This is a genomic window from Glutamicibacter sp. 0426 (genome assembly GCF_001906485.1).
Classification (GTDB): domain Bacteria; phylum Actinomycetota; class Actinomycetes; order Actinomycetales; family Micrococcaceae; genus Glutamicibacter; species Glutamicibacter nicotianae.
Genome location: NZ_MPBI01000001.1, coordinates 1093317 through 1115457, shown reverse-complemented (window position 1 = coordinate 1115457; position 22141 = coordinate 1093317). Strand labels below are relative to the sequence as shown.

The 22141-nt window shown below is 59.2% G+C and carries 16 protein-coding genes; 12 read left to right on the top strand and 4 right to left on the bottom strand.

Annotated elements, in window-relative coordinates; genetic code table 11:
• Positions 1–319: 319 nt before the first annotated feature.
• Genes BKX98_RS05275 through mutM form a run of 4 tightly spaced genes read left to right on the top strand, consistent with a single transcriptional unit; the run spans position 320 to position 2731 of the window.
• A complete protein-coding gene (locus tag BKX98_RS05275; RefSeq protein WP_073706472.1) occupies positions 320–883 on the top strand; it encodes a DUF177 domain-containing protein in 564 nt (187 codons plus the stop codon).
• Between the two features lie 2 nt (positions 884–885).
• Positions 886–1089 (top strand): 50S ribosomal protein L32, encoded by a 204-nt coding sequence (rpmF, locus tag BKX98_RS05270; RefSeq protein WP_013348816.1) that lies wholly within the window; start codon positions 886–888, stop codon positions 1087–1089.
• A gap of 3 nt (positions 1090–1092) precedes the next feature.
• Positions 1093–1791 (top strand): ribonuclease III, encoded by a 699-nt coding sequence (rnc, locus tag BKX98_RS05265; protein ID WP_083586627.1) that lies wholly within the window; start codon positions 1093–1095, stop codon positions 1789–1791.
• Positions 1792–1801: 10 nt separating this feature from the next.
• A complete protein-coding gene (mutM, locus tag BKX98_RS05260) occupies positions 1802–2731 on the top strand; it encodes a bifunctional DNA-formamidopyrimidine glycosylase/DNA-(apurinic or apyrimidinic site) lyase (protein ID WP_073706364.1) in 930 nt (309 codons plus the stop codon).
• 26 nt (positions 2732–2757) lie between these two features.
• Here the strand turns inward: mutM and BKX98_RS05255 are convergent, their stop codons facing one another.
• Positions 2758–3573, bottom strand: coding sequence for a serine hydrolase (locus BKX98_RS05255; protein WP_038991448.1), 816 nt, complete (start codon positions 3571–3573; stop codon positions 2758–2760).
• A 149-nt stretch (positions 3574–3722) separates the two neighbouring features.
• Here BKX98_RS05255 and smc point away from each other — a divergent pair, with 149 nt between their 5' ends.
• Positions 3723–7295, top strand: coding sequence for a chromosome segregation protein SMC (gene smc, locus BKX98_RS05250; RefSeq protein WP_073706363.1), 3573 nt, complete (start codon positions 3723–3725; stop codon positions 7293–7295).
• 269 nt (positions 7296–7564) lie between these two features.
• Here the strand turns inward: smc and BKX98_RS05245 are convergent, their stop codons facing one another.
• Entirely contained in the window at positions 7565–9526 is a 1962-nt protein-coding gene (locus BKX98_RS05245; RefSeq protein ID WP_073706362.1) for a cell wall-binding repeat-containing protein, read from the bottom strand.
• On the opposite strand from BKX98_RS05245, the gene BKX98_RS16975 reads away from it, so the two are divergent.
• Entirely contained in the window at positions 9516–9668 is a 153-nt protein-coding gene (locus BKX98_RS16975) for a hypothetical protein (protein ID WP_158024659.1), read from the top strand. The two genes, BKX98_RS05245 and BKX98_RS16975, sit on opposite strands and share 11 nt — an antisense overlap.
• Before the next feature lie 242 nt (positions 9669–9910).
• Here the strand turns inward: BKX98_RS16975 and BKX98_RS05240 are convergent, their stop codons facing one another.
• Positions 9911–11146: an MFS transporter gene (locus BKX98_RS05240; RefSeq protein ID WP_073706361.1), complete on the bottom strand. Its 1236-nt coding sequence runs from the start codon at positions 11144–11146 to the stop codon at positions 9911–9913.
• Positions 11147–11322: 176 nt separating this feature from the next.
• Here BKX98_RS05240 and ftsY point away from each other — a divergent pair, with 176 nt between their 5' ends.
• Both ftsY and BKX98_RS05230 read left to right on the top strand, forming a co-directional pair.
• Positions 11323–12504 carry a signal recognition particle-docking protein FtsY gene (gene ftsY / locus BKX98_RS05235; RefSeq protein WP_066137952.1) on the top strand — a complete coding sequence of 394 codons (1182 nt, stop codon included), beginning with the start codon at positions 11323–11325 and terminating at the stop codon, positions 12502–12504.
• A gap of 682 nt (positions 12505–13186) precedes the next feature.
• Positions 13187–15373, top strand: coding sequence for an acyltransferase family protein (locus tag BKX98_RS05230; RefSeq protein ID WP_158024658.1), 2187 nt, complete (start codon positions 13187–13189; stop codon positions 15371–15373).
• A 70-nt stretch (positions 15374–15443) separates the two neighbouring features.
• Here the strand turns inward: BKX98_RS05230 and BKX98_RS05225 are convergent, their stop codons facing one another.
• Positions 15444–16154 (bottom strand): DNA-3-methyladenine glycosylase, encoded by a 711-nt coding sequence (locus BKX98_RS05225; RefSeq protein WP_369826759.1) that lies wholly within the window; start codon positions 16152–16154, stop codon positions 15444–15446.
• Positions 16155–16221: 67 nt separating this feature from the next.
• On the opposite strand from BKX98_RS05225, the gene BKX98_RS05220 reads away from it, so the two are divergent.
• The 4 genes from BKX98_RS05220 (at position 16222) to BKX98_RS05205 (ending at position 21962) form a co-directional block, all read left to right on the top strand.
• On the top strand, positions 16222–16881 hold the full coding sequence (locus tag BKX98_RS05220) for a hypothetical protein (RefSeq protein ID WP_073706358.1): 660 nt from the start codon (positions 16222–16224) through the stop codon (positions 16879–16881).
• 261 nt (positions 16882–17142) lie between these two features.
• A complete protein-coding gene (locus BKX98_RS05215; RefSeq protein WP_038991574.1) occupies positions 17143–18363 on the top strand; it encodes an ammonium transporter in 1221 nt (406 codons plus the stop codon).
• Positions 18364–18595: 232 nt separating this feature from the next.
• Entirely contained in the window at positions 18596–20698 is a 2103-nt protein-coding gene (locus tag BKX98_RS05210; RefSeq protein ID WP_073706357.1) for a catalase, read from the top strand.
• 133 nt (positions 20699–20831) lie between these two features.
• Entirely contained in the window at positions 20832–21962 is a 1131-nt protein-coding gene (locus BKX98_RS05205; protein ID WP_143181025.1) for a YihY/virulence factor BrkB family protein, read from the top strand.
• The last annotated feature ends 179 nt before the right edge of the window (positions 21963–22141 follow it).

The following is a 22141-nucleotide window of genomic DNA, read 5'->3' as shown; positions in this document are numbered from 1 at the left end:
TACTGTCGACATGCTTAAAGGAGCATTCAAAGACGCGAATCTTCAGTTTTATTGTTCAAAGTATGTTCAGGTAAGGCACGAGTCCAAGACCGTACGGTCGTATTGGGAACTGATGTTGCAGTAGGCACAAAGCATGTAATTGTTGAGATAAGATGTGATGAGTGCAACTTCCAAATCGCGACCCAGAACTGGTTTGAGTTTGGGAACTTGGCCTACGGCAAGCTAAGATGAAATGTCGGACTATGTTTCTATAGGAGTCATCATTAGCGAAAAGCGTTCTGATCGATCGCCAAACGGCGAACTCGATCGCAACTCGCCTCTGGTTTTTTCAACCAGGGAGCTCGGCCGTTCGCCTGGCTCGATGAAAACTCTCAAAGAGCAGGTTCCGGCGCCCGCAGATGTGGGAAATGCACTCATCGGTATTCGTGGAGGATCTGAGCTTGACTTAGATCTTCGCTTTGAAGCCGTGCATGAGGGAATTCTGGTATCGGGTACCGCTACAGCGCAGATTGCTGGGGAATGTGGACGATGCCTGGAGCCCATCGAGTACGATTTCGAGGCTGATATTCAGGAGCTCTTCTATTATGAAGAGAGCGAAGAATTCGAAGACGATGATGATGTGGATCAGTATTGGGTGGTCGGTGACTTGATTGACATCGATCCGGTACTACGGAGCGCAGTGGTTACCGCCCTGCCGTTCCAGCCGGTTTGCCGGGAAGATTGCTTGGGGCTCTGCAGTGAATGCGGAATCAGCCTCAACGAAGACCCCCAGCATGATCACGAGATCCTGGATCCACGTTGGGCAGCGCTAGCGCAGCTGTCCGACATTGTTGCAGAGGATGCGACAAACGATAAAACGTCAGACAAGAGAGAAGAGAAGTAGTCGTGGCTGTTCCAAAGCGGAAGATGTCCCGTGCGAATACTCGTGCCCGCCGTTCTCAGTGGAAGGCTACCGCACCGAACCTGGTGAAGACCGTTGAAAACGGTCGCGTTACCTACAGCCTGCCTCACCAGGCTAAGGTTGTCACCGACTCGGCTGGTACCGAACTGTTCCTTGAGTACAAGGGTCGCAAGGTCGCAGACGTCTAAGACATGTCTTCTAAAGAAGAACTTATGAAGCGTCTCGGAATCAACATTGATTCCGAGACGTTTCGTCTTGCATTCACTCACCGCTCCTTTTCATATGAGAACGGTGGCATTCCAACGAACGAACGCCTCGAGTTCCTGGGCGATTCAATTCTTGGCTTCTGCGTTGCAGAATACCTGTACGCGACTTTCCCGCTTCTGCCAGAAGGCGATCTTGCTAAGCGACGAGCAGCTATCGTCAGCACCCGCGCCTTGGCCATGATTGCCCGCGATCTGGATGTGGGGGAGCATCTGCTCCTTGGGCGTGGCGAAGCGCAGTCCAACGGGTCAAACAAATCATCCATTCTGGCAGACACCATGGAAGCCATCCTTGGAGCTACCTACCTGGTCCAAGGCATGGAAGCAGCGCGCTCGTTTGTGCTTCGTTTCGTCACGCCACTGTTGGAAGATCCTAGGCTGTTGGGCGCCACCACCGACTGGAAAACTGTAATCCAGGAAGAAGTAGCCTCTCAAAAGCTAGGCGAGATGCAATACCAGGTCACCGGTTCCGGTCCCGACCATGCACGTACCTACCTCGCTGAACTCCTCATCGGTGACAAGGTATATGGCGAGGGGCATGGGCCGTCCAAGAAAGAAGCCGAGCAGGAAGCGGCACACAAGACTTGGCTAATGCTGCATCCTGGTGAGCAGCTACCCAAGGGGTAGCATTTAGCGCATGCCAGAATTGCCAGAAGTTGAAGTCGTCCGCGAAGGCCTGGACAAGTGGGTTCGCACTCGAACGGTGCACACTGTTCAGGTGCTGGACCCTCGTTCTGTCCGCCGCCATACCGACGGTGTTGAAGATTTCGAACAGACTCTTAGCGGTTGTTCAATAGCTTCTGTAGTTCGCAGGGGCAAGTTCCTCTGGATGGACTTGGACGGCTTGGCTACCCCTGCGGCTCTGGTGGCTCACCTGGGGATGAGCGGACAACTTCTTGTTGAAGAGCCTGATGCTCCCGATGAGAAGCATCTAAAAGTACGCCTATCATTGAGCAATAAATCTGGCTTCCCAAGCGAACTGCGCTTCGTTGACCAGAGAATCTTCGGCGGAATGTTCCTGTCGCCTGTCATAGCAACACCAGATGGGTTGCCTGCCGGCGCAGGTTCGCTACAGGCATCGATCCCATTAGCGGCTGCACACATCGCCAGGGACGTCATGGATCCTCACCGCAATCCCGAGGATCTGTACGTCGCGCTTCGCAAAAAGAATACTGAATTGAAGCGGGCCATTCTGGACCAGGGGATCATTTCAGGCGTCGGCAACATCTATGCGGATGAGGCACTGTGGCAAGCAGGCCTGTCCGGATTGCGCAGTACCGCAACAATTAGGCGTACTGAGGTTCAACGCCTCAACGATGCCTTGGTTGATGTGATGACGCGCGCCCTTGCAGCTGGCGGTACCAGCTTTGATTCCCTCTATGTAAATGTGAACGGTGCCAGCGGTTATTTCGCCAGATCATTGAACGCCTATGGGCGTGAAGGCAAGGTCTGTTTGCGGTGCGAGGAGAACGGACGAGAATCGTTGATTCGGCGCGATCCGTTTATGGGCCGTTCCTCATACAGCTGTCCCGTGTGCCAGCCACGTCCACGTCGCACACGACGCTAGCTGGCACATCGAGAACTTGTCGCAGGCTATGCAATGCGAGAATTGAGCACCTGTTCATTGAAAGGTGCCCAAGCGTCAACGGCCCACTGTCCAAAGTTCTTATCAGTGAGCGTCACACAGGCCAGACGATGCTCGGGATCCACCCAGAGGAATGTGCCGGACTGCCCAAAATGTCCGAAAGTCGATGGCGGATGGTTTGCTCCTGTCCAGTGTGGCGATTTGGACGAACGGATTTCAAACCCGAGGCCCCAATCGTTAGGGTTCTGACGCCCATAGCCAGGCAGAATTCCAGCAAGGTTCTCAAAATGAACACGCGTTGCGTCACGCAATGTTTCTTGCGCCACGATAGTTGGGTTCAATAGCTCAGCTGCGAATTTTGCCAAGTCCGCGGCCGTGGAACGCCCATCCTTCGCGCAGCTGCCGGCAATCTCAGTGCTAGCCATGGCCAGGGGAGCGAAGACAGCCTCTTGTGCGTACTGGGACATGCTGATTCCAGTCTGTTGCTCCAAATGCTCTGCGAGCTTCTCGAATCCGAAATTCGAGTAGCCGCGTTTGGTCCCTACGGCAAAGCGGATCGCTTCGGAATCGAAGTCATAGCCGGCTGTATGCGCCAAGAGGTGGTGCACCGTGGAACCCTCTGGCCCTGCAGGATCTTCGAGGGTTATGGCTTCTTCTTCCAGCGCTACCAAGAACGTATAGGCACTGAGCAATTTCGTCACCGAGGCCAAGGGATAAACGCGTGCAGTATCACCGTGCTGGTCAATGATTGCCCCGTTGCCGTTGACTACCACGGAAACCGCATTGTCACTTGGCCACTGGTCAATCTGCGTCAGAATGCTCATAGAATGATCTATCCCTCGAATTTCGTCCTTGGATTTTGCGAGCACAACCAGAAAATCCCCACTGCGCTTCGCTAGAATTGCCACAAGGATTGGGTTTGGATGCCCAACCCAACTTTAGCCATTCGACCCAAACTTAGGAACTTCACGCCGTGCATCTGAAGACTCTCACCGTTCGCGGATTCAAGTCTTTTGCGTCGGCGACCACCTTTGAATTCGAACCCGGTGTCACTGCTGTTGTCGGGCCTAACGGCTCGGGCAAATCCAATGTGGTGGATGCGCTGTCTTGGGTCATGGGGGAGCAGGGTGCCAAGACACTTCGCGGCGGCAAGATGGAAGACGTGATCTTTGCTGGCACGTCGGGTCGCCCACCGCTTGGACGTGCCCACGTTTCCTTGACCATCGATAACGCAGATGGCCAGCTGCCCATCGACTATGCAGAAGTCACTATCTCCCGCACCTTATTCCGTACCGGCGGATCCGAGTATGCGATTAATGGAAGCTCGTGCCGTCTACTGGACATTCAAGAGCTGCTCTCGGACTCCGGCCTGGGGCGGGAAATGCATGTGATTGTCGGGCAGGGGCAGCTGGACCGCATTCTGCACGCAACAGCCGAAGACCGGCGTGGCTTCATTGAAGAGGCGGCCGGCGTGCTCAAGCACCGTCGGCGCAAAGAGAAAACTCTGCGTAAACTGCAGGCAATGCAGGGAAACCTGGATCGCCTTGAGGATTTGAGCGCTGAGGTGCGGCGCCAATTGGCCCCGTTGGGACGGCAGGCGAAAATTGCTCGCCGCGCGCAGACGGTTCAGCTCGATGTCAGGGACGCAAAGTCCCGCTTGCTCGCTGATGATTTGGTCACGCTGAATAACAAGCTTGCACAAGACATCGATGACGAATCAAAGATCCAAGCTCAGCAAGAAGAGGCTACTGCGCGCCTGGAACGCGTCAAGAAGCATATCGAAGAACTCGCTTCCCAGATGGAAACCATAACCCCGCGTCTTGGGCAGATTCAGGAAACATGGGTTGCGCTGAGCACCCAGGCAGAAAGGTACCGCTCGCTGGCCGCGTTGGCTCGTGAACGAGCGAAATTGCTGGAAAGCAACGAAACTCATTTCGATTCCAGCCGAGATCCTGAGCGGTTGGAAGCCCAAGCTGAGCGAATGAGCGCAGAACTTGAGGAACTAGAAGAAGCTCTTGAAGACCGCCATGAGATCCTGGCTGAAGCCGTTGAAGCTAAGGAGCAGGCAGAGGAAGCTTCGCGGGCTGAACAACAACGAATGGCTGCCATGCTTCGTGCTGCAGCGGATCGCCGCGAGGGTATGTCCCGGCTAGCCTCCCAGGTGGCTTCCGCACGTAGTCGTGTCGACGTAACTCGTGCTGAGATATCTCGCCTTCAGGAAAGTGCCCGTTCCTTCGACTCGGATCTTGAATTGGATTCGCGCTCTCACGCCGAAGTCGCCACCGATCTTGAAAAACAGCTAGCTGGCGAAGCACAGCTGAATCAGGATTTCGAGAGTGCGGATCAAGAACATTCAGCATTGTCAGAAGCCCACAACATCGATAGCCAGCGGGAACGCGAGCTATCTGTGCGTGTTTCCGGACTGCGCGCACGCCTTGATGCCCTGAAGCTGAACTCAAAACCAGATGATCAGTCCGCTCAGCTTCTTCGTTCAGCTGCTGGCAAGCTCCTGGGGCGTTTGGGCGAGCTGATTACGGTCAACCCCGGATACGAACAGGCCATCGCCGCGATATTGCGTGAGAACGCCGAAGCATTGGTAGCCAAGAACCTTGGCAACGCGCTGGAGCTCATCGAAGAGCTGCGACAGCAAGAGGCCAGCCAGGTTTTCCTGCACGCAGAGCTGTCTTCACAGGTTGCTACTGCGGCTGGCGCGGCTAACGCCGTGAGCGCTCGTGAAGTTGTCGCTGCCGAGAGTGCCCTGGACAGTTTGCTTGATCAGCTTTTTGCTGGCCACTACATCATTGAGGAGATGAGCCAAGCGCCGGCAGTATTGGCGCAGCACCCGTCGGCTTTGCTCACCACCTTGGACGGCATAACTGTTTCCGCATTACGCAGCTCTGTGGGAGATTCAGCGGGCGCTTCCTTGATCGCTCAACAGGCGTTGGTAGAACAGACGGAAAACGAACTATCCCAGTGCCAAGAAGAACTTTCATCAGTTGAACAAAGACTGGCCCAACGAGGTCCAGAGCTTTCCGTCGCCCAGCAACAGCGCGAAGACGCCTTGTCCGCTTTAACGGAATCAGACGCGACAATTGATGAACTGTCGTCGTATCTGGCACGTCTCGGGCAGAAGCTGCGGAGCGCGCAATCGGATAAATCCGCGTTGGAAGAAAAGCTCGAAGCAACGCTTGAGAAGCTGGAAATTGAGCAGGAATCTCTGGAAGAGATTACTGAGCGCATGGAACTTGCTTCGACCGATCAAGACGAGGAAACCGTGGACGACGCGGCCCGGGCAGCACTGGCCGATGCCGCGGCCGCCGCACGCCAGCAGGAATTGGAAGCCCGTCTGGCCTTGCGCAGCAGCGAAGAGCGAGTTTCTGCGTTGCGCTCACGCATCGAGGGGTTGCGCCGCACTGCGGCCGCCGAGCGAAATCACCGCGAAGTCGCTGCCCGGCGTGCTGAACAGCGCAAGGCCCAGGCCATCAATGCGAACCGCATTGAGCAAGCAGCTGAACGCGTTCTGCGTTTCATTGAAGTATCGGTATCCATGGCTGGCCAAGAACGCGAAGAGCTCGACGGCAAGAAAACCGAACTCGAATCCATGCTGGGTAGCCAGCGCAGGGAAGCGGAACAGCTCTCCGCAGAGCTCGCTCGGCTTGCGGATGCCGTGCATCGCGACGAGATGGCCCGTGCAGAACTGCGGATGCGTATTGAGAACCTTGAGACCAAGGCACTGGAAGAACTGGGATTCACCCCCGATCATCTGATTGCCAACTATGGTCCAGACCAGCTGATTCCGGAAGCTGTAGATGAAGATGACAAGTGGGGTGCGCTGCGGCAGAGCGTTGACGAAGACGGGAACCCTGTCGGTACCCGGGCCTATGATCGCGTGGAGCAGGAAAAGCGGCTGAAGAAAGCAGAACGCGACTTAGCGGCCCTGGGCAAGGTCAACCCGCTGGCACTTGAAGAATTCGCCGCCTTGGAGGAGCGCCATAAGTTCCTGTCAGGCCAGCTCGAGGATTTGAAGAAGTCCCGCGGGGATTTGCAGCAGATCATTGCTGACGTTGATTCCCACGTTGAACGAGTGTTCACCGAGGCCTACAACGACACAGCCGTGCAGTTCAAACGGATCTTCGATCGCCTGTTCCCAGGCGGTGAGGGACAGCTCGTGCTTACTGATCCGGAGAATATGCTCACCACCGGTATCGAGGTGGAAGCGCGTCCGGCCGGCAAGAAGATCAAGCGGCTCTCGTTGCTCTCCGGTGGCGAGCGTTCGCTGACTGCCGTCGCCTTGCTGGTCGCCATCTTCAAGGCGCGCCCTTCGCCGTTCTATGTGATGGATGAAGTTGAGGCGGCCTTGGACGATATGAACTTGGGTCGCCTGATCACGATCTTTGAAGAACTGCGCGAGTCCTCCCAGCTGATTGTGATTACCCACCAGAAAAAGACCATGGAAGTGGCTGATGCGCTGTACGGTGTCACCATGCGCGGAGACGGAGTTTCCACGGTCATCAGCCAGAAGATGGATCGCGTTGTGACTTCGTAGCTCGTGCGGCAGGGCGGGGATACGCCAGGCAAACGAATCAAAATGGGTGAAGGTGTAGCAGAGCCCGAATCTTCAGGTTTGCATCAATCATGCAGCGGCCACCGGATTTATCAGCAAAGATGCTCGCCAAGCGAGGCGGTACGTCGGCTCACGGAACCGCCCGGCTAGCTTCGATCCGCTCGACGACATCATACAAAGCAAAGAAGCTCGTAGTTGCCACTAGCGGCAACTACGAGCTTCCTTACTGTGCGACGGCTAATTCGCCATGCCTACGAGCACGTATTGAGCTTTCCGTCATTCCGGTAAGCAACTGTTGAATCCAGAGCCAGCGGTCCGCCAATGAGGACGTTGGTCCAGCCTTCCATGCTGGTCAGGGCAGAGCCGATTGATTTAGGCAGGCAGGTCTTCTTGGCCAGCAGCATTGGCGCTCCGCTATAGCCTGCCGCAACAGCACCGCTGAGCCCGTCTGGGAAGTTCTTGCCGTTGGCAATGAACTGTCGCTGTGAACCATTGGGCCAGAAGGCCTTGGCGATGACAGCACTGGTGTCATATCGCGTTGCGCCGCCATAGCGGGCGATGCGGGCATTCGGAACCGCCTTGCGGATCTGGTTTTCCGCAGTCTTGGAAACCGCCAGTGGTCCGCCGGCCAAATACACGGTGGAAGGATTCAAGCGCTTCAGCTGCTTCAGGATGGCGCTCGGGACGTACTTCTTGCTGCTCAACAGCAACGGAGCCTCGCGGTCCGCCGCGACTGCCGCCATGGACAGGGCATCAGGGAACGAACGTCCCGAGGCAACAAACACGTTCTTCGCAGAGGACCAATTCGTAGCGATCTCGGCGCTGGTTCCGTAACGGGTGCTTCCCGCTTCACGCGATACCGGTGCGTACTTCTTCAATTGAGTGAACGTCTTGCTGCTGACTGCGGTCGGGCCACCTGCAATAATGATGCGCGAAGGATTCAGGCGTTTGATTTCCGCAGCTACCTCGCTGGGCAGGTACGCCTGCTTGGTCAACAGCAAAGGAGCGTTGTGGCGGTTGGCCAGCGAGGTGACCGACAGCGCATCGGCGAAGTGCTCGCCTGAAGCGACAACAACAGTCTTCGCTCCATAGGGGAAGGTGCGCTTGGAGATCGCAACAGGAGTTCCGTAGCGGTTGGCACCAGACATGCGCGACGGGCCCAAACGGGTTGGCCACACATCCGCATTGCCGAAGTAGCTGGTGGTCAACTTGTAAGCGGTGCTGCGGCGGTTCTTTGCGAAGTCGCGCAATGAGGTCAGGTCGCCGTTCCACACGTTGGCATCCACGTTATTGGTCGAGCCCAGCATATTGGAGTTGGAAGAATACTGCCAGACGTTGAACGTGGTCCAGCCTTCGGGAAGCTCTCGGGGGTTCTTCGCGACGTCAGCGGTCGGGAAAATGGACACATGCAGCGGCCAGGACTTGAACGCTTCGGAATCACCCGTGCACTCATCCCACCAAGACTGGGCAGTGTAGATCATCGGCAGGCGGCCGGTCTTGGCCTTGACTGTGTTGCCGAAGTCCTTGATCCACGCGACCATTGCCGATGGGGACATGCCGTAGCACTTATCGCCCTTGCCCTGCGGGTAAGCGGTCTTGCTGTACGGGTTCCACTCGATATCCAGCAACGGCGGCATGGTGTACCCGTCGTTGGTCCAGCCCCCGCCGTTGGCCATGAATTCCTTGGCCTGTGCAGCGCCGGACGAATGGGCAGGCATGGCGAAATGGTACGCACCGCGGATCAGGCCGGCATTGCGCGAGTTGGTGTAGTTCTGGCTGAACTTCGGGTCCTTGTACAAAGAAGAAGGCCATGACTGGGTGGCCTTGATGTAGGCGAAGCGTGCTCCGTTTGCCTTGGCGGTGGACCAGTTCACGGTGCCTTGATGGCGGGAAACATCGATTCCGAGGGTGCCCGGCGGACGCCAAGTGCGCAGCTCATCCAGGGAAGCGGGTGCACCGACATCGAAGGGAATAGAAGCGGCAGCATCATCCGAGGCCAGCTGCGCGAGATCCGCCAGCTCGGCCACGGTGGGGACGGTGGCGTCTCCGGTTTCCGCGATTCGTTTGGCACCTTGCCCCAGTTGGGCATCGAGGTGCTCCATCTCCAGTTCGTCCAGCGCCTTGTCGGCCAGCTTCAAACGCTCTTTGTTGGAAAGATCTTCACCCTTGGACAGTGCGGTGGAGATTTCCTCAGCAGCTGGCGTGGCCGCCACTGCAGATGTGCTCTGCGTTGGCGCCGTGGACTCAGCAACCTTGTCGCCGGTCCCGGTCAGCTCCGGCGCTTCAGATGGCGTCGAAGACGGTTCCGGCGTGTCTGTCGCGGTAGCCGCGGCAGTAGGAGACTGGCTTGCTTGAGTGGAGGGTTCTTCCGCTGGCGCAGCGAAACCCGGACCCGCAGAGAGCGGGATGGAAAGTGCGGCTACGACCGCAATGGATAGGGCTTTGGATCGTCGTGTCCGGAGTGCCGGCATGGATTCCCCTGAAAAATTGAGTGCAAGTGACATGGCAAAAGCCTTTGCCAGTATATCTACCCGATGTTTTCCGGCAAGATTCCGGGAATTAATATTCAGACTGAAAAACAGTGCAAACGAAGTTGCCTATTCAGTCAATTTCACCGGCTTTATGGTTTTCGGAACCAGAAGCCACGCAATCACCCCGACCAAGCCAACCACTGCCGAAATATTGAATGCCAACTGGAAACTGATCATATCCGCCATGGCACCGGCCAATAGCGGACCGATAATGGAGCCGAGATCGGTGCACATCTGGAAACCGGCCAGGGCCTTGCCGCCGTTGCGTCCAGAACCAATCACGTCAGCCACGGATGCCTGCTGCGCTGGGCCAAGCAGCCCACCGCCAAGACCAGCCAGCACTGAGAAGACGATGAAGCCAACCAGGGACGTCGAATAGCCCATGGCGCCAATGGACAAGAGCAGGATGCTCATCCCGAGGACAATAGGAATCTTGCGGCCAATGCTATCGGTCAGGCGGCCGGAGAACATCAGCGCGCAACCATTGCCGATGGCAAACACCGTCATGGAAATCCCGGCCGCCGTGGCGCCCATGCCTTGTCCGAAGACGGCCAAGGCGAAGAGGGGGATCATGCTGTTGCGCACGCCGAACGCCAGCCAGCCGTAGCTGAACCCGGAGAACAGTGCCGCACGGTAGGCGGGGGAGCCCAGCGCCTCGCGCGTGGTCACGACCTCGATATCCGTTTTCCGCGAGCGCGGGTTGGCGGCATCCGCATCCAGTTCACGGCGGCGGCCCAACGCCATGTAGACCACACCCGCGGCAATCACCAGGGCGGTTCCGTAGATCAGGAAGGGAACACGCATGCCCAGCGGGGCGAGGAGGGTCCCGAGAACCGGGCCAAAGACATTGCCCAAGAGGAACGAGCCGGCGTACAGGCCCGAGATGCGGCCACGGGACTTCTCCGGAGCCAGACGTGCAATCAGCGCCATGGCCGAAATGGTGAACATGGTTGAGCCGAATCCACCCAGGCCGCGGGCAATCAACAGCTGGGTGTAGTCCTGCACCACCGCGCAGAGCAAGGTGGATAACGCCACCAGCAGCACGCCGGTGACGTAGATCCTTGGCTCGCCCAGCTTGCCTACCAGCACTCCGGCTACCGGCGCGAAAATCAAGCGGGTGAAGGCAAAGATGCTGACGATGATTGTGGCGGCCGCATTGCCGACATCAAAGCTCACCGCATACTGGGGCAGGATCGGGGCGATGAGCCCGAAACCCAGGGCGATGATGAAGGCCGCTACCAGCAGCACGCCAATCTCCTGGGGGATCGGCGGCCTGGTGGTACGGGTGGTTTTCAATGCCATGTCTATTGGAGAGATGGTTCTGCCGACAAGCGGGCAGCAACCGTCAGCCTTTCTGGAACGACGTGTAGGGCAAATCAGCCCACCTGCCAGTCTAGCCCCGGATGCCAAATACGCTTTCGCTGGTGCTGAGTGCCACATGATCCCTAAATCGTTGGAGATATGAGACGATTTAAAGCGTGTCTGATTCGCTTATATTAACCATCATCATTGTCGCGGTTGTTGCCGTGGTGGCCATTGGCGTCATTGCCTTCGTCACCAAGGGCCGCAAGCCCAAGACTCCGTATACGTCAGAGCGCGATGCAGACGACTTGCCAACCGGCCAGAGCGCTGAGGGCGATACTGATGCCGCAGCGGACACTGCCGGAGCAAGCGATGCGCCCGTCGCAGTCCAGGAACCTGCCGCACCGGCTGCGCCACAGCTCGATGTTCCTGAACCAGTGCAGGGCCGCCTGGCCCGCCTGCGTGCGCGACTGACCAAGTCCAATAACATGTTCTCCAAAGGCCTGCTGGCCCTGCTCAGCCAAGACTCGATTGACGAGGATGTCTGGGAAGAGATTGAAGAGAACCTGCTGATGGCAGACCTGGGTACCGAACCTGCCCTTGAGCTTGTCGACGCGCTGCGCGAACGAGTGAAGATTGAAGGCAGCAAGGACCCGGCCCGCGTCAAGGCCATGCTCCGCGAGGAACTGCTCAAGCTGGTCGACCCGAGCCTGGACCGCAGCTACCTGCCTGAACCGCACCCGGACCGCCCGAGCATCATCATGGTTGTCGGTGTCAACGGCGTAGGCAAGACCACCACCATCGGCAAGATGGCCCGAGTTCTCGTCGCTGAAGACAAGGATGTCCTGCTGGGCGCCGCAGACACCTTCCGTGCTGCCGCTGCAGAGCAGCTTGCCACCTGGGGCGACCGCGTAGGCGTGCCAACCGTTCGCTCGGAGATTGACGGTGCCGACCCGGCATCCGTTGCCTTTGAAGCTGTTTCCGCCGGCATTGACCAGGAAGTCGACATTGTCATGATCGACACCGCCGGCCGCCTGCAGAACAAGGTCGGCCTGATGGACGAGCTGGGCAAGATCAAGCGCGTGGTCGAGAAGAAGGCCACCATTGACGAAGTCCTGCTGGTCCTCGACGCGACCACCGGCCAGAACGGCCTGCAGCAGGCCAAGGTCTTCTCCGAAGTCGTCAACGTTTCGGGCATCGTGCTGACCAAACTCGATGGCACCGCCAAGGGCGGTATCGTCGTGGCGATCCAGCGCCAGCTCGGCGTTCCGGTAAAGCTCGTCGGCTTGGGCGAAGGCCCGGACGACCTTGCTCCATTCAACCCGGAAGATTTCGTGGACGCACTGCTCGAAGGCTAACCGCCTAATCGAAAAATCCACAATTTCCAGGTCTCCCCGCTACTTGAAATAGCGGGGAGACCTTTGATTATAAGGACTTTCGGCGGTCGTCTGATCAACCGTCGGTACTACGTGCGGCTCACAGGGCATTAAGGCCTCTGTGCGGGGTGCTGCCGGATCCTGCGTGCTACGACGTATTCGCTTACTGCAGGGGCGCTGGTGTGCCACTCAATGGCAAATTATTCGCAACGCGGTTGGAATTCAATATGGATCTATTCGCGTGGATTGAGAACGGAGCCAGCGCGTGCGTTCCGGATAATGCAAGCATCATGAGACGCGGTGCCAACATTCGCCCGGGAGCGTGGGCTCCGAAAACCTGCCGCGACAAGGTCGCGGTGGTGCAAGCTGCCTGCTGGTGCACGTTGATAGATCATTAGTTCGGAATTCAGCAGACACACTGCATCGCGACACGCCGTGATGCTTTTCATGCGGCCGAGGAGCCGAACTCGTATGCGCGGGTTTCGTACATGTAGCTAAAACTACTTGTCAGCAAGGAGAAGTTTCATTTGATACAAGTGATCTCGTGTTGCTTTGTCCGGGAATCGCACAATAATTTGCAGAAAGCGGTCAGGTAACTTCGATAAAGATGTTCTGGGGCATTGAGCATCTCCACTGCCATGCGAGGCATTCGGGGTTCTGCTCAATGGATCCAGAAATCTTGCAAGAAAGATCGATCTGGCAAAGGACTCACACCGACGTGTCGTCGAATCAAGACCTGCCGATTCCCGTGAACCGGGATTCGCGAGCCAAGGCATTCCGCGCCGATATTCAGGGGCTTCGTGCCATAGCCGTTGGCATCGTGGTGCTGTATCACTTCTGGGGACACTATCTCCCTGGGGGCTTTGTCGGCGTCGATGTATTCTTCGTGATTTCTGGTTTCTTGATTACCTCGCACCTGATCTCCAAACCACCTAAGAATCTCGCGGACGTTGCGCATTTCTGGATGCGGCGAGTGAAACGCCTGATCCCTGCATCCTTCTTGGTGATCTTCGCCAGCGTCCTGGCCATCTGGATGTTTGCGCCAACCACGGTCTGGCAGGACTGGGGGTTGCAGGCAGTGGCTGCAACGTTCTACTTCCAAAACTGGTTCTTGGCTCTGACTAAAGTCGATTACCTAGCCGAAGGCGATGCACCAAGTCCTTTCCAGCATTTCTGGTCATTATCTGCTGAAGAGCAGTTCTACTTCGTTTGGCCGGTGCTGATTGGTTTGCTGATCTTTGCCGCAGTCAAGTTTGGGCTTAAGCCAGCGACCGTGGCGCTGGCAGGAATCAGTGCCGTGTTTGTTCTGTCCTTCGGCTACTCGATCTATGCGACGGCAGTCGAGCCGGGAAGCGCCTACTTCTCCACGTTCACCCGCGTATGGGAATTCGCTGCTGGCGCACTCGTCGCAGCATTGGGGCCACGTTTGCATGCGGCAAAGCGCGACCTTGTCAGTCTGATTGGCGCTTGGGGCGGTCTACTAGCCATTGCTTTCAGTGCGTTGGCTTTCACTGGAGACATGCCATTCCCTGGCTACATTGCCGTCATCCCGGTATTCGGCACAGCCTTGCTTCTGCTGTCCCACTCCACCCACAGGTATTCTCCGAATGTCCTGCTGAACTCCAAGCTGTTCCAGTTCTTTGGGGATAATTCCTATGCCATTTACCTGTGGCACTGGCCGCTGCTGGTCTTGATGCCGTTCATGGTTGATGATTTCAAATGGCCGCAGAAGATCCTGGCTCTCGTCCTGACCTTGTCTTTGGCAGTGCTGACCCAGAAGCTTGTCGAAGTTCGGTTCCGCAAATTCATTGATTCTTCTGTTGTGCTTTCGGCACCGCGCTTCCTGGTCTCCGGAAGCCTGATTCTGGCCTTGCTTTCCGGCGCTTTCTATATGAATACGGCCCGGGTCATGAACGATGCGCGGGACGTGGATAAGGCACTGGCCCAAGTGGAGAAATCCGTGGGTCCAGAGTGCTTCGGAGCAGCCGCCCTGGCCGAAGATTGCGATCAGCAACAAGAAGCGATAGGCAATTACGACGTAGTTGCCCCTGCGCCGATCGCGGCTAAAACGGACAAGCCAGTTGTCTACAAGGACGATTGCTTTGCAAGCCAGAGCACCGACTTCAAAGAACGTCCCGTATGCAGCTACGGCGACGGAGACATTAAGGTCGCGCTGGTCGGCAACTCGCATGCCGCCCAATGGTTCCCCGCTTTGGAACCGCTGGTAGAGGAACATGGCTGGACTTTGGACACTTACGTTGCCAACCGCTGTGCCATCATGGCTGAACCACAGAAATTTGATTCGGAGTCGAAGACAGCCGGGTGTACTGAACTGGGTACCTGGGTGAGCGAGCAGATTGAGAAAGAAGACTACGACCTGGTGATCAGCTCGAATCGCCAATCGGTGCCGGTCAGCGGCTACAGCATGAAGGATACCGAAGAGCCGGCACAGAAGGCCTACGAGGAAATCTTGGAGAAGTGGTCGGATACTGGGGCGGACGTCGCGGTGATCCGTGATACCTCGTGGCCCGGGGAGACTTTGGACAATGTTCCAGACTGCGTGGCATCGAACCCGAATGACCCTGATGAGTGCACCGGTGATGCGGACGATTGGATCCCGATGGATCCGCAAGTGGATGCCGTAAAGGCCCTTGAAGATCCGTCGGTAGTGCAGATCGACATGAATGACCAGCTGTGCGAGGAAGACCGCTGCTATTCGGTGGTAGGCGGCATCGTGGCGTACTGGGACCACTCGCACCTGAGCGAAACTTTTGCAGGTTCCTTGTCGCCGACCCTGGAATCGCGCCTGAAGAAGGCACTGGATTCCAAGGAGCTGTTCCGAGTCGCATAGGCATCGGACGGGCATCGCCTGGTGGGCCCCGGTTACGACGCATTCAATGCGTCGTAACCGGGGCCCATTGTCATTCTGCAGTGCTTCTCCCTGATGCAGGAGCATCTCGGCCTGGACGATAGGTGGAAACGCTTGGTTCTCCGGGCAGCCAAAATCGCCACGGGAACTGCGGCCCGCCTGCTATCCCGGCTACCCCAACGCGTGGCCCGGTGCGGATCGCTGCCGGAGCGCTGGGCTCGGCGTGGATGGCAAATGGGGGAGAGAACAGGTCCAATCCATCGTGCGTCAATCTGGTGAGTCCCAGCGCAGCTGCCAAGTTCCCCGGTCCGCGGGCCAACTGGACCTCCGGGATGGGATTGTGCGAGTAGCGGGCTGGGCGTTTCTCGAGCCGGCGGGCCAGTGCCAGTTCTGTCCCAGACGTAATTGCGCCTGAGCGTATCAGCACCCCGGAGGCAATGCCCGGCGGCGAGCAAACGAAATTCAGGGCATAGTGCATGCCGTAGCTGAAATACACATACGCATGTCCGGGGTCCAGGAACATGGATGCGTTGCGTTCGGTTTTCCGGTCTTTCGAGTGGCTGCCCGGATCGTAGGGGCCACTGGTGCCCAACCCCATGTACGCTTCGGTTTCGGTGATGCGCACGCTGACCGTTCCTTCGGCGGAATCCACCGTGAGTACGGCCCCGAGCAATTGCGGTGCAACGCTGAGCGCATCGGGCAAGAAGAAAGTGCGGTCCATGTCTCCAGTGTGCCTGCTGAAGCCAAATTGTCCCTGGCTCATGCCACGATTCTTTTTACTTGGAACTTGGGGGTTCAAGTAACTCGCACTCGTGAAATGGAGGTGGACCATGAAAAAGTCCATTCTGACGGCAACTGCACTTGCCGGAATTCTCTCGCTGGCCGCCTGCGGCGTCTCCACGGAAGATTTCGAGGCCGCGCAGGCTTCAAGCTCGGCAATGGCCGCAGAAGTAGAAACGCTTCAGGCGCAGCTGACCGAAACGGAATCGCAATTGGCCCTGGCCCAGGACGAAGCTGCAGCGCTTCGCGCAGCCGAAGAAGAACGCGTCGCTGCCGAAGAAGCCGAGAAAGCCCGCAAGGCGAAGGAGAAGAAGGAGAAGGAAGCCGCGGCCAAGGCGGAGAAAGCCAAGGCCAACAAGGCCCGGAAAATCACCAAGCGCGAATTGGCGCAGATCGTGAAGAAGCCGGACGCGCACATCGACGAGAACGTGATCGTCTATGGGCGGGTCACGCAGTTCGACTCCGCGACCGGTCCCTGCACCTTCCGCGCTGATCTCAGCCACGCGCACGTCGGCAAATACGACTACGAGCACAATTCGATGTTCACCGCCGGCGACGGCCTGGTGGATTGCAAGGTGCTTGATGACATCGTGGCCGAGGACATCGTGCAAATCACCGCCACGGTTACCGGTTCGCTGAGCTACGACACCACCATCGGCGGCTCAACCACGGTGCCGCAGTTCCAGGTCGTGAAAATCAAGCGCCTGTAGCCGCACGCGGCGTCAGCGCAATCAGCCCGGTATCGGCAGAAAATACTTTCTGCCGATGCCGGGCTGCCCGTTTTAACCGGCCGCCAGCAGAACCGTGAACTGTTCGAAACGGCATGGAAACATTGCCGAGAAGCAACCGTTACCCCCGGCAAGAACTTGATACATAGCGGAAACGAAGCAGCGAGTGTTCGGAAACATCGGGTTAGTTCAATAGTCCTATCACCACCGATACACCGAATAACTTGAGGGGACGTGATCCAGATGGAGTTGGATGTTGCCAGCTTATGGATCCTGATAGCTGCCGCGCTCGTGCTGCTGATGACACCGGCACTGGGACTTTTCTACGGCGGCATGACTCGCGCCACCGGCGTAGTGAACATGATGCTGATGAGCTTCTCCGCCGCGGCGATCACCGCAGTCGTCTGGGTGCTGTGGGGCTACTCGTTCTCCGCCGGAGAACCAGCCATCGCCGGGATTGTCGGCAACCCGATCAGCGATTTCGCCATGCACAACACCGAGCAGTCTGAGCTGCTCGCCGCCGGATTCGCCGGAACCTTCGCCATGATCTCGGTGGCCATCATCTCCGGCGCCATCGCCGACCGTGCGCGCTTCGCACCGTGGCTGTTCTTCGTGCCGCTGTGGGTCACCCTGGTCTACGCACCTGTGGCCTTCTGGGTCTGGGGCGGCGGCCTGCTCTCCGCCGACGGCTTCCTGGGCAGCATCTTCGGCGAGGCCATCGACTTCGCCGGCGGCGCAGTGGTCCACACCAACGCAGGTATCGCAGCCCTGGTCCTGGCCCTGAAGCTCGGCCAGCGCCACAACTTCCACGACCGTCCGCAGCCGCACAACACCCCGCTGGTGATGCTCGGTGCAGGCCTGCTGTGGTTCGGCTGGTTCGGCTTCAATGCCGGGGCGGCAACCACCGTCGAGCAGGCAGGGCTCATCTGGGTCAACACCCTGGCAGCTCCGGGTGCCGCAGTCCTCGGCTGGATCCTGGTCGAGAAGCTGCGCGGCTCCCGCCCCAGCTCGGTGGGCGTTGCCTCCGGCCTGGTGGCCGGCCTGGTAGCCATCACCCCATCCTGCGCCGACGTTGCCCCATGGGCCGCCATGCTGCTGGGCGTGCTGGCCGGAGCCGGTGCCGCCTGGGCCGTGAACCTGAAGTGGAAGCTCGGCTACGACGACTCGCTGGATGTTGTCGGCGTGCACCTGGTCGCCGGCCTGATCGGCACCCTGTTCCTCGGCTTCTTCGCACTGCCGACCGAGGAAAGCGCCGGCGGCCTGTTCTACGGCGGCGGCGTAGCCCAGCTGATCGCCCAGACTGCCACCCTGATCGTGGTCATGGCATTCTCCGCGGTGATGACCTGGGTCATCGCAACGGTTATTGGAAAGTTCAGCCCATGGCGTGTCACGGCAGACATCGAGATTGCCGGGATCGACGAGGCCGAACACAACGAAAATGGATACCAGCTGGTTTCCAAGTAAGGAGCGGAATCTGGAAAATAACGCAGTACAAGCACGAGGGGCAGGACGTTTCTGAAACGTCCGACAAGACCGCCGGTGGGCCATGCAGCCACCGGCGGTCTTGGCATTTGCCGATGCGCCAGCTGGCACATGTGCAAACCATGGGAATCAGCTTGCCCGGTGGCATCGGCACCGCGAAGGACCCTAGCGTGGCACTTACCAGCCGATCATTCCTGCGAATAAGGAGAGTGCCATGACCAGCGGACCACAACAGCCATCAACTCACGGGCGAAAGCCGGTGCTGTCCGGCACCGGACAGGACAGCGAGTACCTGACCACGACCCAGGGCGCTGAAGTCAACGACACCGATCACTCGCTGAAAGCCGGCGAGCGGGGCCCCACCCTGCTGCAGGACCACCACCTGCGCGAGAAGATCATGCATTTCGATCACGAGCGGATTCCCGAGCGCGTTGTCCATGCGCGCGGCGCCGGCGCCCACGGCACGTTCACCAGCTACGGCAATGCCGGCAAGCTGTGCCGTGCCGACTTCCTCAAGCCGGGAAAACAGACCAGGGTCTTTGTCCGCTTCTCCACCGTGGTCGGATCCCGCGGTTCCATGGACACCGCCCGCGATACCCGCGGCTTCGCCACGAAGTTCTACACCAACGAAGGCATCTTCGACCTGGTGGGCAACAACATTCCGGTGTTCTTCATCCAGGACGGGATCAAGTTCCCGGACCTCGTCCACGCCGCGAAGCCGCATCCCGATACGGAGATCCCGCAGGCGCAATCCGCCCACGACACCTTCTGGGATTTCGTCTCCCTGCATACCCCTGCCCAGGCCCATGTGATGTGGCAGATGAGCGACCGGGCGATACCCCGTTCGCTGCGCATGATGGAAGGCTTCGGCGTGCACACCTTCCGCATGGTCAACGAGGAAGGCGCTTCCACCCTGGTGAAGTTCCATTGGAAGCCCAAGCTCGGGGTCCACTCGCTGGTGTGGGAGGAGTCCCAGCTGGCCGCCGGTGCGGATCCTGACTTCCACCGCCGCGATCTGGCCGAAGCCATCGATGCCGGGGCCTTGCCGGAATGGGAACTGGGCGTGCAGATCTTCCCCGACGACGGTTCGGCGGAATTCGAGGGAATCGATTTGCTCGATCCGACAAAATTCGTCCCCGAAGAGCTGGCCCCGGTGCAGCCGCTGGGCAAGATGGTGCTGGAACGCAACCCGGAGAACTATTTCGCGCAGACCGAGCAGGTGGCGTTCCATCCCGGGCATCTGGTTCCCGGCATCGACATCAGCGACGACCCGCTGCTGCAGGCACGGCTCTTCTCCTACCTGGACACCCAGCTCACCCGCTTGGGCGGACCGAACTTCGCGCAGATCCCGGTCAACTCTCCGGATTCGCCGGTCAACGACATGTTCCGCGACGGCTTCCACCAGCACCGCGTGCCCGAGGGCATCGCCCCGTACAAGCCGAATTCGCTGGATGGCGGCTGCCCCTACATGTCCCAGGTGGTTTCCGGCCAGCAGCCGCCGCTGGACTTCCCGCAGCCAATTGATTCCGGGAAGAAGGTGCGTTCGGAGCCTGCCAGCTTCTCGGACCACTACAGCCAGGCCCGCTTGTTCTACATCAGCCTTTCGGCCGTTGAGCGCGCCCATGTGCAGCAGGCCTACTCCTTCGAGCTGGGCAAGTGCACCGATGCGGCGATGCGCCAGCGGCAGGTGGAATGCCTGGCCAAGATCGATACCGAGCTGGCATCCGGTGTCGCCCAGGCACTGGGACTGCCGGCGCCGGCAGTGCAGCCGCTGGGCCAGCCGGTGGCCAGCCCGGCGCTGTCGCAGATCGGCAACACCTGGCCGGTGGACGGGCGCAAGGTCGGTGTGGTGTTCAACAGCGGCAACCACCAGCACGTGCCGGCAATTGCCAAAGCGCTCAAAGAGCGGGGGATGTCCCCGTTGCTCGTTTCGGCCTCCGGCGGCGAGGCGGCCCCGGGCCTGCCCATTGACCGCACCTACCTGACGGCGCGCTCCATCGAATTCGATGCGCTGGTGCTGATCGGCCCGCTGCCGCCAGCCCCGGATGCCGCGGTTTCCCTGGATGCCAAGGCCGGCGCCTCGGGAACCGGCGGGGTTCCCATCGACCCGCGGGTGGCGTTGCTGGTCGCGGAAGCCTACCGGCACAACAAGGCCATCATCACCTTGTCCGGGCTATCCGACGGCCTGCTGCCAGCAATGGGACTGGAGGATGACGCGCCGGGCATTGCCCTGGTTGAGATTCCCGCGGTTGCCGAGAGCGCGGAGCAGCTGCTTTCCACCCACCGCGCGTGGGAGCGCTTCCCAGTCGCCGAGTAGCAGCGCGGCCAAGCTGGAACGGCGTGCGGCGCGGCAGGCGCAGGGTTCGCTGCGCCTGCCGCGCCGGACTTGGCCTTCCCGCTTGGCCGGTGGCAACCAACTGGCACAGAGATCTTTTGAGGAGAGTAGCAAGATGCCTTCTGGAACCGATAGCAATGACGAGAAGGGGCACGTGGCCGATACCGTTGCCAAAGCCCGGCACGCACCTGGACCGGATGCAGAGTCCAAGCCCGAATCCCCGCCGGACATGCACGCGCAGTCGTGGAAATACGCGGCCAAGCGCGCCATCAGCGAATTCTCCCGGAAGAAATGCACGGATATGGCGGCGTCGCTGACCTACTTCGCGATGCTCTCCCTGTTCCCGGCACTGCTCGCGGTGGTCTCCCTGCTCGGAGTCGCCGGCCAGGCGGAAAACATGACCCGCAATATCCTCTCGCTGCTTGGGGAACTGGCCAGCCCGGAAGTCGTGGAAACCCTGAGGCAACCCATCGAGCAGCTGGCTTCGGCCCCGTCGGCAGGCCTCGCCCTGTTTGCCGGCCTGCTCGGTGCGTTGTGGAGCGCCTCGGGCTACGTCGGGGCGTTCGGCCGCGCCATGAACCAGATCTACGAGGTGGCCGAAGGCCGGCCGTTCTACAAGCTGCGCCCGCTGATGCTGCTGCTGACACTGGTGCTTCTTGTTGCCACCAGCGTGCTGGGGCTGCTGCTGATTGTCTCCGGCCCGCTGGCGCAGGCGATGGGCGACGTCTTCGGGCTCGGCGAGCGCGCGGTGGCGGTCTGGAACATCGCCAAATGGCCGGTGATCGTGCTGTGCGCGATTGTGCTGGTTGCCGTGCTGTACTACGGGGCTCCCAATGTGAAGCAGCCGAAGTTCCGCTGGATCAGCCTCGGCTCCGCCATTGCGCTGCTCGTGCTGGCGGTGGCGACCGTGGGCTTCTTCTTCTACGTTTCGAACTTCGGGAACTACAACAAGACCTACGGCGCCATTGGCGGGGTCATCGTGCTGCTGCTGTGGCTGTGGATTGCCAACCTCGCGCTGCTGTTCGGCGCGGTCTTCGACGCGGAAGCCGAGCGCGGGCGCCAGCTGCAGGCGGGGATTGCCGCTGAGCGCTCGGTGCAGCTTCCGCCACGGGATACCAAGGCCAGCGTGAAGCAGGAGGAAAAAGAAGAGCAGGACATCAGCGACGGACGGCAGTTGCGTTTCGCCAGCGAGCTGCGCGCCGAGGAGCAATCGGATCCTCAGTCCAGGCGGAACCCGGGAAGCTGAGTACGGGCCGCACACCACTAGCGTGTACAACGGCCGGATCATCCCAAAGGCAAAGGTGTCCATCAGGTGGGTGCCGGTTAGCGGGTTCGCCGAGGTGGTGCTTGATGTGGCCAAGCAGCAGGTCCTGTGGAATGCCCCCGTGGAAACCTTCGCCGAATACCGGGAGAACCCCGGCGGAT